The sequence below is a fragment of the Kitasatospora paranensis genome (assembly GCF_039544005.1).
Lineage (GTDB): Bacteria > Actinomycetota > Actinomycetes > Streptomycetales > Streptomycetaceae > Kitasatospora > Kitasatospora paranensis.
Genome location: NZ_BAABKV010000001.1, coordinates 1,286,998 through 1,300,015 on the forward strand (window position 1 = coordinate 1,286,998; position 13,018 = coordinate 1,300,015).

Sequence of the window (13,018 nt, forward strand, 5' to 3'; positions counted from 1 at the left end):
CTGCCGGCCCCTGTCGGCCCGCCCGGCCGCACGGGCCCTAACCTGCAGGCATGCCGCTGCCCGACCCGTTGACCGCCCGGATGGCCCAGCCGGACTTCTGGCCCCTGTACGCCTTCGACGACGATGCCGCCGGAGCCGACGAGTTCTCCGACGCCTCGGCACAGGAGGAGGACGAGGAGGACGAGGAGGACACCCATCGGGCGGAGTTCGGCCTCGGCGGCGGTCTCGCCCTCGTCCTCGACATCGATCTGACCGGCCGGGCCCACGACCTCGCGCTGCGGGCACCGGGCCTGCCGGAACCCGTCCAGCTCGGCTGGGACGACGAGGCGCACTTCCAGCCGCACGTGATGCGCTGGGCCGAGCTGGAGCTGCTGGCACGGGCGGTGGCGCTGCACGACCCCGACCTGCGCCACCCCGGCCCGGTCCTCGCGCTGCTGGCCCGTTTCGTCGTCCTGGACGAGCAGGCCGATCCCGACGCGTTCACCCCGCCGATGGACGCCGCCTTCCGACTGCTGCGCCCGGAGACGGGCAGGGGCACGGACCGCAATGTGCGGCCCGAGGTGCGCGACTGGTTCGAGCTGCGCGACCTGCGGGGCACCGGCCTGGAGTGGACGGTCGACGCGGCGGGCCACCACGCCGTCGACCAGCCCCTCGACGCGCGCGGCGCCCCGCTCTACTCCACGAGGACCCCGGGTTCCGAGGAGTTCCCGTTCGCCGCCTGGTCCGCGCTCCTCGACCGGGCGGAACGACTGCTCGCCGACGCCGCCGCCGACCCGGCACTGTCCCGCCCGGCCGTCCGCTCCGCCCTGGAGCGCTGCCTCACCGCCGACGGGCACCGCCGGGTGGCCGCCCTCGCCGACGCGCTGCGCACCGCGGGCTTCGCGCACCCGGCCCTGCTGCGCGCCCTGACGGCACCGGTGAGCCGGGCCGAGTCCTGCTGGGCGGTCGAGGTGCTCGCCGGTGCGGTGCAGGGATCGCTGGTCAGGAGGTGGTTCGGGGTGAGTCCGCTCACCGGTGCGCAGTGCTGGACGCTGTACCTCACCGTGCAGGCGGTGGAGCACCGGGCGGGTCGCGCCCGCCGGCTGGCCGCCGACCTCGACGCCGCCCTCCGGCAGGCCGGTCTCGGCCGGGCCTCGGCCAACGGCAGTGCGTACCGCACCGGGCCGGACGGCGAGCTCGTGGCCGTCTCGGACTCCGTCCAGGTGCTGGTCCGCGACGACCTCGCTCGCGGTGTGGCCCTGACCGCCGAGGCGCTGCGGCGCCACGAAGCCACCGACGGGGCACGGCTGCGGCACTACGCCGCACCGTACGAGGCGATCCGGCTGCCGTGGGAGCACGCGTGACGGGCGCCGGAGGCCGGTGGCCCGGAGACGGGGGCGGCTGCTTGGATGCGCCCATGGACACCACCGCCCCCGCCGGCTACGAGATCACCACCGACCCCGCCCGTCTCGACCGCGCCCTGGTGCACCGCTGGCTGTCGCAGGACGCGTACTGGGCGCGCGGCCGTTCGCGGGAGAAGCAGGACCTCGCGATCGACGGCTCGCTGAACTTCGCCGTCCACGAGGCCGCCTCGGGTGCGCAGGTCGGCTACGCCCGCGTGGTGACCGATCTGGCGACGTTCGCCTGGCTGTGCGACGTGTACATCGACCCCTCGGCACGCGGCCGCGGACTGGGGACGGCCCTGGCAGCCGCCGTCCGCGACCACCTGGCGCCGTACGGCCTGCGCCGGATCCTGCTGGCGACCGCGGACGCCCACGGGGTCTATGCGAAGGCGGGCTTCGCCCCCTGGCGCACCCGGAGAGGTGGATGGCCCTCGGCGAGCAGTGATCCGGCCCGGTCACCGCCCCCGTCGCCGACCCCGGTCACCGCAACTCCGGTCACCGCTGCCCTGCCCCCACGACCCGGGCCGGGTCCCGGCCGTGGTCAGGCCTGGGTCGCCGCGCACTCGGGGTGGCCCCAGCCCGTCCCGACCTTGGTGATCTGCTCGCCCTTGGCGTAGCGGCGGCTGCAGGGGCAGGTGCCCGGGAAGCGGGCGGCGAGCGTCCGGGAGCCGCCGGCGGACCTCGCGGCCGCGGACTTCGCCGTCCCCGACGTGGCCGCGCCGGACTTCGCGGCGGTCGTCCTGGCGGAGCCGGTGGCGGCCGATCGCCGCGGGCTCCTGGCCGCGGACGCGACGGGGGCGTCCGGCACCGGGAGGTCGTCGGCCGTGCCACCGGCCGCCTGCTGGGTCCGGGCGGCGTCGCTCGCGGCCTTGTCGGCGATCGCGTTCAGCGGGTCGCCGTCCACCTGGTGCGCGGGGACGTAGACGAAGGCGACGTCGCGGTCCGCGAGGAGCCCGTCGATGCGCTGGATCAGCTCCCGGTTGGCGACCGGCGAGCCGCCGGCCGTCCGCCAGCCGTTGCGCTTCCACCCGGCGAGCCACTTGGTGACCGCGTCGCGGGTGTACGTGCTGTCGAGGCGGACCTCCAGCGGGACGGCCGGGTCGGTGGCCTCCAGCAGCCGCTCCAGCGCCGTCAGCTCACCGACGTTGTTGGTGGCGCGGCCGAGCGGACCGGCCTGCCAGCGCTGCGGCGCGCCGGTACCGTCCGCGATCACGTAGGCCCATGCCGCCGGACCCGGGTTGCCCTTGCATGCGCCGTCACAGGCTGCGATGACTCGTTCGACCATGCACCGATCATCCCAAACCCGGGAGGCTCCCCAGGACACCGGCCTCACGCGGTCGCCGTCCGCCGGGGGGGGCGAACGTAAAGCGTCGATATTCATTGACGCTTTACGTCGACCCGTGCTGTACTGGCGCCGGCCTGATCGGCCGTCAGGACACCCAGGGGGACGAGATGACACAGCTGCAGCCCGCCGAGATCACCGGCATCGTCGACGAGACCGCACGGCTCACCACCGAGCACTACGTGTTCCCGGAGATCGGGGCCCGCCTGGCGGGCCTGCTCGCGGACCGGCTGGCGGCCGGGCACTACCACCGGGCCGAGGACGCCGAGACGCTCGGCCGGCTGGTGACCGAGGATCTCCAGTCGCTCAACGGCGACCGGCACCTGCGGCTGAAGTTCCACCCGTACGAGGTGCCCGCCGAGGCGGACGGTGCGGTGCGGGAGGAGATGACCCGGGCCGCCGCCGGCTCGCTCGGCGGAGTCCCGCTGATCGAGCGGCTGGCCGGCGGGGTGGTGCGGATCGAGCTCGCGCCGATCCTGTTCCCGCTCGACATGACCGCCGACACGCTGACCGCCGCCCTCAACCTGGTGGCCCGGGCCGAGGCCCTGGTCCTGGACCTGCGCGCATGCGTCGGCGGCCATCCGGACACCGTCTCCTTCATCAGCAGCTACCTGTTCGACGAGCCCACCCACCTCAACACGCTCCGCGACCGCGAGGACGACGGCGGGCAGCAGTTCTGGAGCCTGGCGCACGTCCCGGGGGCCCGGTTCGGCGGCCGCAAGCCGCTCGCGGTGCTCATCAGCCGCGCCACCTTCTCCGGCGGCGAGGAACTCGCCTACGACCTGCAGCAGCTGGGCCGCGGCCTGGTCTACGGCGAGCGAAGCGGCGGCGGCGCCAACCCCCGCCAGGGCTTCACCCTGCACCCCCACCTGGAGGCCACCATCCCGGTGGCCCGCTCGGTCAACCCCGTCTCCAGCACCAACTGGGAAGGCGTCGGCATCACCCCCGACGTCGAGACCGACCCCGCCCTGGCCCTGGACGCCGCCCACCGCGCACTCCTGGCGGAGATCGTCCGCACGGGCGGCAGCGCCCTGTCCGTACAGGAGGCCCGGGAGGCGCTCGACGGCGCGGCGCTGACCGCCGCCGACCCCGCGGTCCGGCTCTGACGGGCCTGCGCCGGACCAATCCACCGGCACGCCGGCGCCGAACCTGAACGACGGCCGTCCCCGCCCGCGCGGCGGAGGAGCCGGCCCGGCAACCGATCGGCGCACCGGTGCCGGCGGGCCGGACCGGCGGAGGGCCGGGACTCGTGGAGATCGGTGGTGCGGCATGTTCCGCAACGGGTTGGAACCCTGGCACGTCCTTCTGGTGATCGCCGTCGTCGTCCTCCTCTTCGGGGCGAAACGGCTCCCCGAGATCGCCCGGAGCGTGGGACGCTCCCTGCGCATCCTCAAGGCCGAGACGGCCGCCCTGCGGGAGGACGGCACACCGGCCGAGGAGTCCGGCGAGGACGAACAGGGCCGCCCGTCGGCGCCACGATGACTCGGCGATCTCCGTGACCTGCGCGGCCTGCGCGGCCTGCGCGGCCTGCGCGGCCTGCGCGGCGATCATGCGATGCGGGCTCGTCACTATGCTGCCCGGATGACGCATCCGTTCGAACTCGTGATCTTCGACTGCGACGGCGTGCTGCTGGACAGCGAACGCCTGGCCGTCCGGGTGGACCGCACGGTCCTCGCCTCGCTCGGCTGGGAGCTCTCCGAGCAGGAGATCGTCCGACGGTTCGTGGGCCGGTCGCACGCGTACATGGTCTCGGAGATCGAGACCCACCTCGGCCACGCGCTGCCGGACGGGTGGGAGGCGGAGGCCCAGCCGTTGTACGACCACGCCTTCGACACCGAACTGACCCCGGTCGAGGGCATCGTCGAGGCTCTCGACCGGATCACCCTGCCGACCTGCGTCGCGTCCAGCAGCAGCCATCCGCGCCTGCGGCGCACCCTCGGCCGGACCGGCCTCTACTCCCGGTTCGAGGGCCGGGTGTTCAGCGCGAGCGAGGTGGCGAACGGCAAACCGGCTCCCGACCTCTTCCTCCACGCGGCGGCGCGGTTGGGCGTCCCGCCGGCCAGGTGCGTCGTCGTCGAGGACAGCCAGTACGGCGTCGCCGCGGGCCGGGCCGCCGGGATGCGGACCCTCGGCTTCGCGGGCGGTCTCACTCCGGCGGAATGGCTGGAGGGTCCCGGCACGCTGGTCTTCGACGCGATGCGGGACCTCCCGGCCCTGCTGCAACGGGAGTGGTGACGGGCCGTCGACCCGACCGGACCGATGTCGCGTGGCCGCACCGGTGGACGGTCCTGCGACGTCGTGTCACCTTCCCCGGGTCGCCGAGGAAATCCGTTGGGCCGCCCGAGGTGCTCCAGGCATGATCGGCTCATGGACACCTACCTGGAGACCGAGCGCCTGGCCCTGCGGCGCTTCACTGCCGATGACGCGGACCTGCTGATCGAGCTGGACGGCGATCCGGCGGTGATGCGTTACCTGACCGGCGGCATTCCGACCGCGCCGGAGGTCGTCCGCGAACGCCACCTGCCGAACATCCTTGCCGGCTACGAGAAGTGGGGCGGCGACCTCGGGCTTTTCGCCGCGCACGAGAAGGACAGCGGCGCCTTCATCGGCTGGTTCATCCTGCGCCCGGAGCCGGAAGGCCCGCTGGACGAAGTCGAACTCGGCTACCGGCTGCGGCAGTCGGCTTGGGGCAGGGGCTATGCCACCGAGGGCTCACGGGCCTTGCTGGGCAAGGCGTTCACGGAGCTCGGTGTGCACACGGTCTGGGCCGAGACGATGTCCGTGAACCACCGCTCGCAGCACATCATGAGGAAGCTCGACATGACGCTCGCGGCAAGCATCCCCGTTCCCGCGGACATGGCGATGATCGAGGGCTCCGAGCATGGCGGCGTACGGTACGAGATCACCAAGGACCAGTGGGAGCAGCACTAGCCACGGGCGCGGACGACCGCTCCGCACCCGCGTGGAGCCGAGTGGCAACACCACGTGGGGCGGGCGGCCGCTCGGGCTCGGATGGAGCAGGGGCGGCTCCGTCAGTCGGCAGCGGTGAGCTGCTGTTCGAGGGCGTGCAGCGTGCGGTAGCAGGGCAGGACCTGGGCGAGGGAGGCGTTCGGTTCGCGGCCCTCGCGGATGGCGGCGACGAACTCGCGGTCCTGCAGTTCGATGCCGTCGGTCGTGACATCGACGCCGCTCACGTCGATCGGCTCGTCCTCGCCGGTGACGAGGTCGTCGTAGCGGGCGAGGTAGGTGCCGGTGTCGCCGATGTAGCGGAAGAAGGTGCCGAACGGGCCGTTGTTGTTGAACGACAGCGAGAGCGTGCAGATGGCTCCGCTCGCCGCCCGCAGCTGGATCGACATGTCCATCGCGATGCCGAGCTCGGGGTGGATCGGGCCCTGGATCGCGTTGGCCCGGACGATCGGCGAGCCGGTCTGGTGGGCGAACAGGTCGACGGTGTGCGCGGCATGGTGCCACAGCAGGTGGTCCGTCCAGGAGCGGGGCTGTCCGAGGGCGTTGAGGTTGGTGCGGCGCATGAAGTACGTCTGCACGTCCATCTGCTGGATCCGGAACTCCCCGGCCCGGATCCGCCGCCGGATCCACTGGTGGCTGGGGTTGAAGCGCCGGGTGTGTCCCACCATCGCGACGAGTCCGGTGCGCTGCTGGGCCGCCAGGCACGCCTCGGCATCGGCGAGGGAGTCGGCGAGCGGGATCTCGGTCTGGACGTGCTTGCCCGCCTCCAGGCAGGCGATGGTCTGCCCGGCGTGCAGGGGGTGGGCGTGGCGAGGATGACGGCGTCGACCTCGTCCGTCGCGAGCGCCTCGTCCAGGGTGGCGACGCCGCGGCCGATGCCGTGCTCAACGGCGAACTTCCGGGCGCTGTCGAGGGTGTCGCTCACGACGACGGCCACCTCGACGCCGTCGATCCGCCTGAGGGCGGCCGCGTGCTTGGCTCCGAAGGCGCCACCTCCGGCCAGGGCGATCCGGACGGTCTGCTGGGCGCTCATGTCACTCCTCCTCGGCGGGCGCCTCGGCCCGCGGCTGGTTCTGCAGGATCAGGTGGCCGACGGCGGTGTTGGACGCCGGCACGTGGTAGAAGCGGTGCTCGACCTCGACCGCGCCGTCCCCGTCGATGTCGCTCATCGCGCCGCGGGCGATCAGCCACATGACCAGCTCGATGCCCTCCGAGCCGGCCTGCTCGACGTAGTCCAGATGCGGCAGTTGCGCGAGGCCGGCCGGGTCGTCGACCAGCCGGTCGAGGAAGGCGTTGTCCCACGCCCGGTTGATGAGGCCCGCGCGGGGCCCTGCAGCTGGTGGCTCATGCCGCCGGTGCCCCACACCTGGACCTTCAACGGCCGGTCGTAGGACTCGATCGCCCGGCGCAGCGCCCGGCCGAGGTTGAAGCACCGCTCCCCCGACGGCACCGGGTACTGCACCACGTTGACGTGGAACGGGATCACCTTGCACGGCCACGTCCCGACGTCGCCGAACATCAGGGAGAGCGGGACGGTCAGGCCGTGGTCGACGGTCATCTCGTTGACCAGGGTGAGGTCGAAGTCGTCCCGGATGAGCGAGTGCGCGATGTGGGCGGCCAGGTCGGGGTCGCCCTCGATGCCCGGGACGGGGCGGGGCCGTAGCCCTCGTCGGCGGTGGGGTAGGCGGCGCCGGTGCCGAGGACGAAGGTGGGGATCAGCGACAGGTCGAAGGTGGTGGCGTGGTCGTTGTAGACGAGGAACACCACGTCGGGGAGGTTCTCCTGCTCCCACTGCTTGGAGAATGCGTAGCCGTCGAAGACCGGCTGCCAGTAAGGCTCGTCGGTCCTGTGGTGGTCGATCGCCGCACCGATCGCCGGCACGTGGGAGGTGAAGACGGCGGCGGTGACCACGGCGTGCTCGGTCGGCGGGGTCGGGTCGGCGTGGGCGGCCTCCAGGACGGCGTGGTCGATCCGGTTGCCCTCGATGGAGCGGCCGCCGCCGGCCATCATGTCGCGGTACTCCTGCTCGGTCATGCCGGTCATCGAGCCGGCCATCTGCTGGAACGACAGCCCGAGCGTGGCACCCCACTTGGCGAGGAAGTAGATGTTGCCGCCCTCGCGCATCGCGGCGTTGAGGTCGCGGTCGAGCAGGGCCCGCTTCTGCTCCTCGCGCAGCGGCCACGCGTCGAGGTAGGCGCGTTCGTCGGCGAGGTAGCGCTCGCGGTTCTCCGCGGTCATCAGCGACATGCAGAACTGGTTGAGGTGGTACCCCTTGGCCGACTGCTCGGCATCGAAGATCGTCGTCCCCGGGACGAGCTTGTAGGACTTGTCCAGCGACATGGTGCGGCTCCCATCGTGCGGCGGGTCGGTCGGTGGCGGGTCAGTCGGCGTCGGGTCGGTCGACGTCGGGCCAGTAGAGGCGCATCGGGTTGGCGACGAGGAGCCGGTGTCGCAGCTCCGGTGTCGGCGCGATGTGCGGGACGAAGTCGACGAGCAGGCCGTCGTCGGGCATGTGGCCGGTGAGATTGGGATGCGGCCAGTCGGTGCCCCACAGCACCCGGTCGGGGAACTCCTCGACCACCCGCCGGGCGAACGGGACGACGTCGCGGTAGGCCCGCCGCTCGCCGTCGAGGGCCGGCGGCCCGCTCGCGGACAGCCGCTCCGGGCAGGTCACCTTGCACCAGATGTCGGGCCGGGCCCGCAGGAAGTCGAGGAACGCCTCGAACTCGGGGCCGTGCGGGTCCTTGGTGACGTCGGGCCGGCCCATGTGGTCGACGACCAGCGGCACCGGGATCGCGAGCAGGAACTCGCGCAGCTCGGCGAGGTCGGCGGCCTCGAAGTAGAGGACGACGTGCCAGCCGTACGGCGCGATCCGCTCGGCGACGGCGAGCAGATCCTGCCGCGGCGCCGCGTCGACGAGCCGCTTGACGAAGGTGAACCGGACGCCGCGCACGCCGGCCTCGTGCAGGTCGCGCAGCTCGGCGTCCGGGATCCCGGGCCGCACGGTGGCGACCCCGCGGGCCCGGCCGCCGGAGGCCCGCAGGGCGGCGACCATGGCGCCGTTGTCGGCGCCGTGGCAGGTCGCCTGCACGACGACGGTGCGGGCGAAGCCCAGGTGGTCCCGGAGCGCGAAGAGCTGGTCCCTGGAGGCGTCACAGGGGGTGTACTTCCGTTCGGGGGCGTACGGGTACTCCGCCGCCGGGCCGAAGACGTGGCAGTGCGCGTCGACGGCGCCCTCGGGCAGCCGGAACTGCGGGCGGCTCGGCCGGGCGTACCAGTCCAGCCAGCCCGGGGTCTTCTCGAAGGCCATCGTCATCCCCGGGTCTCGTGGCGGGTCTCGTGGCGGGTCTCGTAGCGCAGTCCGAGCTCCGTCAGCGGGCCGCGCATGCCGTACATGTCCAGGCCGAGCTCGCCCGCGCGGAAGCGGGCGCGCTTGCCCTCCTCGGCGGCCTCGCGCCGGGCCGACGCCTCGGCGACCTCCGCGGCCCGCTCCTCGGCACCACGACGACCCCGTCGGCGTCCGCCACGACGACATCACCGGGCCGGACGAGGGCGTTGGCGCAGACGACCGGCACGTTGACCGAGCCGAGGGTGGCCTTGACCGTGCCCTTGGCGTTGACCGCCCGGGCGAAGACGGGGAAGTCCATCTGCTCCAGGTCGGCCACGTCGCGCACGCCGCCGTCGATGACCAGGCCGGTGCATCCCCGGGCGCGGAACGACGTGGCGAGCAGGTCACCGAAGAAGCCGTCCTCGCTCTCGGTGGTGCAGGCCGCGACCACGACGTCGCCGTCGCGGATCTGCTCGGCGGCGACGTGCAGCATCCAGTTGTCGCCGGGCTGGAGCAGCACGGTCACCGCCGTCCCGCACAGGCGGGCCTTCGGGTGGACGGGGCGCAGGTAGGGGCGCATCAGGCCGGTCCGGCCCATGGCCTCGTGGATCGTCGCCACGCCGAACGCCGACAGTGCGGCGACGGCCTCGGGATCGGCGCGGGTGATCGACGTGTGGACGACGCCGATCTCGGTGTGTTCCATGCGTTCTGCTCCTGGGTCAGTGGCCGGCCGCGGCGAGGTGCGCGGCGAGGCGGGGGTAGGCGCGCAGGGCGTTGCCGCCGTGCACGGCGGCCCGCTCGTCCTCGGAGAGGTGGGGGTGGCGTCGACGTACCGCTTGGTGTCGTCGTAGTGGTGGCCGGTGCGCGGGTCGATGCCGCGGACGGCGCCGATCATCTCGCTGGCGAAGAGGACCGACCGGCTGGGGATCACCTCGGTGAGCAGGTCGATGCCCGGCTGGTGGTAGACGCAGGTGTCGAAGAGGACGTTCTCCAGCAGCGTCTCGGGGTCGGGCCTGCCCAGCGCCGCCGCCAGGCCCCGGAACCGTCCCCAGTGGTAGGGCACGGCGCCGCCGCCGTGCGGGATCACGAACCGCAGGGTCGGGAAGTCGGCGAACAGGTCGCCCTGGAGCAGTTGCATGAAGGCGGTGGTGTCGGCGTTGAGGTAGTGGGCGCCGGTGGTGTGGAAGGCCGGATTGCACGAGGTGCTGACGTGGACCATCGCGGGGACGTCGTACGCGGCCATCGCCTCGTAGAGCGGGTACCAGTTGCGGTCGGTCAGCGGCGGCGCCGTCCACCGGCCGCCCGAGGGTCGGGGTTGAGGTTGACGGTCACCGCGCCGAGTTCCTCGACCGCCCGGCGCAGCTCGGGCAGGCAGGTCGCGGGGTCGGCGCCCGGCGACTGCGGCAGCATCGCGCCCATCGCGAACCGGCCGGGGTGGAGCCTGCTGACGCGGTGGACGAGGTCGTTGCAGATCCGCGCCCAGACCGAGGAGACCTCGAAGTCGCCGATGTGGTGGGCCATGAAGCTGGCGCGCGGGGAGAAGACCGTCAGGTCGATGCCGCGTTCGTCCATGAGGCGCAGCTGGTTGCCCTCGATCGCCTCGCTCAGGTCGTCGTCGGTGATGACCAGGTCGTCGGGGTCGGGGGCGTCGGCCGGGGTGCCGACCGCCGCGATCTGGCGGTCCCGCCAGGCGGCCAACTGCGCCGGTGCGGTGGTGAAGTGGCCGTGGCAGTCGATGATCACGGTGTTCTCCCGGTGGTCGTACGAGGTCGGGGCTTGCGCGGGTGCGGGGGCGGGGGCGGGGGCGGGGGCGGGGGCGGGCTCAGGCGCCGGTGGGCCAGCCGGTGTACTGCTCGGCGAGGTAGGTGCGGCCGGCGCGGGTGCCCGCCACGTTCTCCAGCTCGCCGAGCCGGCGGCGCAGGTCGAAGGGGTGCCGCCGGGCTCGGTGTGCAGCAGGCGGGTCATCCAGGAGGAGAAGTTCTGGGCCCGCCAGATCCGCCGGAGGGCGCGCGGCTGGTAGTCGTCCAGCGCGGTGTCGCCCTCGCCGCCGAGGGCCCGCAGCAGGACGTGGGCGAGCACCTTCGCGTCGTGCAGCGCGAGGTTGAGCCCGCGGGCGCCGGTCGGCGGCACGGTGTGCGCGGCGTCGCCCGCGAGGGCCAGCGAGCCCCAGCGCATCGGCTCCTGGACGAACGAGCGGAACCGCAGCACCGTCCGTTCCAGGACCGGCCCCTCGGTGAGGCGGAAGCCGTCCTCGCCGGCGACCCGGGCCTGGAGGGTCTCCCAGATCCGGTCGTCGGGCCAGGCGTCGACGGACTCGTCGGGGGCGCACTGGAAGTACATCCGCTGCACGCGGTCGGTGCGCCGGCTGATCAGCGCGAACCCGTGCTCGGAGTGGGCGTAGACCAACTCGGCCGCGCTCGGCGGGGCTTCGGCCATGATGCCGAACCAGGCGAACGGGTACTCCTTGCCGTAGCGCACCCGCCGCTCCTCGGGCACCAGGTCGCGGCACATGCTGCGCGACCCGTCGGCGCCGACCACGTACCGCGCCCGGATCTCGTGGCGGGTGCCGTCGGGCGCGGTGCAGCGCACCCGGGGAGCGTCGGTGGTGACGTCGAGGACCTCGGTGTCCCGGATGCCGTAGAGGACGGTGCCGCCGTCGCGGTCGCGGGCGTCGGCCAGGTCGGTGAACACGTCGGTCTGCGGGTAGAGCCACACCGACGCGCCCACGAGGTCCTTGAAGTCGATGCGGTGCGGGCGGCCGCCGAAGCGGAGCTCGATGCCCTCGTGCTCGTGGCCTTCGCGCAGGACGCGGTCGGACACGCCGGTCTCGACCAGGTCCCGGGCCGCGTCGGCCTCCAGGATGCCGGCCCGCTGGGTGGTGGAGATCCCGTGCCGGGTGCGGGTGTCGACCACGACCGTGCCGACGCCGGCGCGGCCGAGCCGGTGCGCCAGCATGAGGCCGGCGGGGCCGGCGCCGACGACGGCGACCGGTACCGAGGTGACGGTGTCGATGGTGGCCTCGGCCATGGCATCTCCTGTACGGCTGCGGGCGTCCGGGAACACCCCGAACGCTGGCATCCGCGACCGCGGCCGGTCAGCAGCACTTCCGCCAGGCGGAAGTGGGTCCGGAGATCAGACCGCCCCTCGGGCCCGTCGGCCGAGCTCCTCGGAGATCCCCTGGACGGCCCTCAGCAGCGGCTCGCGCAGCCCGCGGGCGCGGCTCGCGCTGCGTGCCTCGATGACGATCCCCAGCGCGGCGCCGACCGGTCCGGTCCGGCCGATCCGCACGGGTGCGGCCACCGCGACCGTGGTCTCCGAGAGCTGCCGGTCGCTCACGAAGACCTGCTCGCGGCGGATCCGGTCCAGCTGGGCGCGCAGCGTCCTCGGGTCGGTGACGGTGTGCGGGGTCCAGGCCCGCAGCGGCGCGTCGAGGACGGCCTCCTGGATGTCGCCGGGTGCGTGCGCCAGCAGCACCCGGCCCATCCCGGTCGAGCCGATCGGGAACCGGGACCCGACCATGGTCACCAGCTCCACCGACCGGTGCCCGGCGATCCGTTCGACGAAGACCAGCTCGGTGCCCTCGCGCACCGCGAGCTGGATGTTCTCGTGGGTCGCCTCGTACAGGTCCTGCATGAACGGCAGCGCCACATCGCGCAGGATCTGCGCGCGGGGCAGCCCGCGGCGATCTCCCAGAGCCGCAGGCCGACGTGCCACGAGCCGTCCTCGGCGCGTTCCAGGGCGCCCCATGACGCCAGCTCGGCGACCACCCGGTGGGCGGTGCTCAGGGGCAGGCCCGTACGCTGGGCGATCTCCGACAGCGTCTGCGACTGGCAATCGCGGCCGAACGTCGAGAGGACTTCGAGAACTTTTCCAGCCGCCGTGCTCCGGGTTGTGCTCACGCGGTCAGTGTCCCAGAAGGGCATTGAGCCGCCCGTCCGCCCGTCGTAGCATCGGCCGCGCACACGGAGGCACCATGAACCGAGCGTTTTCCGGGCTGTC

Annotated in this window: 9 protein-coding genes and 8 pseudogenes; 6 read left to right on the forward strand and 11 right to left on the reverse strand. The window is 73.2% G+C overall.

Annotation, left to right across the window (positions count from 1 at the left end; genetic code table 11):
- Positions 1-50: 50 nt before the first annotated feature.
- Both ABEB13_RS06515 and ABEB13_RS06520 read left to right on the forward strand, forming a co-directional pair.
- Positions 51-1,343 (forward strand): hypothetical protein, encoded by a 1,293-nt coding sequence (locus ABEB13_RS06515; RefSeq protein WP_345704671.1) that lies wholly within the window; start codon positions 51-53, stop codon positions 1,341-1,343.
- 53 nt (positions 1,344-1,396) lie between these two features.
- Positions 1,397-1,827: pseudogene (locus ABEB13_RS06520) on the forward strand (GNAT family N-acetyltransferase).
- 96 nt (positions 1,828-1,923) lie between these two features.
- Here the strand turns inward: ABEB13_RS06520 and ABEB13_RS06525 are convergent.
- Positions 1,924-2,667 (reverse strand): ribonuclease H family protein, encoded by a 744-nt coding sequence (locus tag ABEB13_RS06525; protein ID WP_345704672.1) that lies wholly within the window; start codon positions 2,665-2,667, stop codon positions 1,924-1,926.
- A gap of 167 nt (positions 2,668-2,834) precedes the next feature.
- Between ABEB13_RS06525 and ABEB13_RS06530 the strand changes: the two genes are divergently transcribed.
- The 4 genes from ABEB13_RS06530 (at position 2,835) to ABEB13_RS06545 (ending at position 5,655) form a co-directional block, all read left to right on the forward strand.
- Positions 2,835-3,830, forward strand: a complete 996-nt coding sequence (locus ABEB13_RS06530) for a S41 family peptidase (RefSeq protein ID WP_345704673.1) — start codon at positions 2,835-2,837, stop codon at positions 3,828-3,830.
- A gap of 163 nt (positions 3,831-3,993) precedes the next feature.
- A complete protein-coding gene (gene tatA / locus ABEB13_RS06535) occupies positions 3,994-4,206 on the forward strand; it encodes a Sec-independent protein translocase subunit TatA (RefSeq protein ID WP_345704674.1) in 213 nt (70 codons plus the stop codon).
- Positions 4,207-4,305: 99 nt separating this feature from the next.
- Positions 4,306-4,959 (forward strand): HAD family hydrolase, encoded by a 654-nt coding sequence (locus ABEB13_RS06540; RefSeq protein ID WP_345704675.1) that lies wholly within the window; start codon positions 4,306-4,308, stop codon positions 4,957-4,959.
- 132 nt (positions 4,960-5,091) lie between these two features.
- Positions 5,092-5,655 carry a GNAT family N-acetyltransferase gene (locus tag ABEB13_RS06545; RefSeq protein WP_345704676.1) on the forward strand — a complete coding sequence of 188 codons (564 nt, stop codon included), beginning with the start codon at positions 5,092-5,094 and terminating at the stop codon, positions 5,653-5,655.
- A gap of 101 nt (positions 5,656-5,756) precedes the next feature.
- Here the strand turns inward: ABEB13_RS06545 and ABEB13_RS06550 are convergent, their stop codons facing one another.
- From ABEB13_RS06550 to ABEB13_RS06605, 10 genes and pseudogenes are all read right to left on the reverse strand, one after another.
- Positions 5,757-6,359 carry a Gfo/Idh/MocA family protein gene (locus ABEB13_RS06550; RefSeq protein ID WP_345704677.1) on the reverse strand — a complete coding sequence of 201 codons (603 nt, stop codon included), beginning with the start codon at positions 6,357-6,359 and terminating at the stop codon, positions 5,757-5,759.
- Between the two features lie 48 nt (positions 6,360-6,407).
- Positions 6,408-6,488, reverse strand: a pseudogene (locus ABEB13_RS06555) (hypothetical protein); the annotation flags it as partial.
- Positions 6,489-6,550: 62 nt separating this feature from the next.
- A pseudogene (locus tag ABEB13_RS06560) lies at positions 6,551-6,724 on the reverse strand (oxidoreductase); the annotation flags it as partial.
- 1 nt (position 6,725) lies between these two features.
- A pseudogene (ligA, locus tag ABEB13_RS40340) lies at positions 6,726-8,031 on the reverse strand (protocatechuate 4,5-dioxygenase subunit alpha).
- 40 nt (positions 8,032-8,071) lie between these two features.
- Complete coding sequence (locus ABEB13_RS06580) at positions 8,072-9,007, reverse strand: amidohydrolase family protein (RefSeq protein WP_345704680.1); 936 nt, start codon at positions 9,005-9,007, stop codon at positions 8,072-8,074.
- Positions 9,004-9,722, reverse strand: a pseudogene (gene ligK / locus ABEB13_RS06585) (4-carboxy-4-hydroxy-2-oxoadipate aldolase/oxaloacetate decarboxylase). The gene ABEB13_RS06580 and the pseudogene ligK overlap by 4 nt, the downstream one beginning before the upstream one ends.
- 16 nt (positions 9,723-9,738) lie before the next feature.
- Positions 9,739-10,762 (reverse strand): annotated as a pseudogene (locus tag ABEB13_RS06590) (amidohydrolase family protein).
- Positions 10,763-11,002: 240 nt separating this feature from the next.
- A pseudogene (locus ABEB13_RS06595) lies at positions 11,003-12,097 on the reverse strand (4-hydroxybenzoate 3-monooxygenase); the annotation flags it as partial.
- Positions 12,098-12,151: 54 nt separating this feature from the next.
- Positions 12,152-12,667, reverse strand: a complete 516-nt coding sequence (locus ABEB13_RS06600) for an IclR family transcriptional regulator (RefSeq protein ID WP_345709570.1) — start codon at positions 12,665-12,667, stop codon at positions 12,152-12,154.
- A gap of 140 nt (positions 12,668-12,807) precedes the next feature.
- Positions 12,808-12,942 (reverse strand): annotated as a pseudogene (locus ABEB13_RS06605) (hypothetical protein); the annotation flags it as partial.
- Positions 12,943-13,018: the final 76 nt, after the last annotated feature.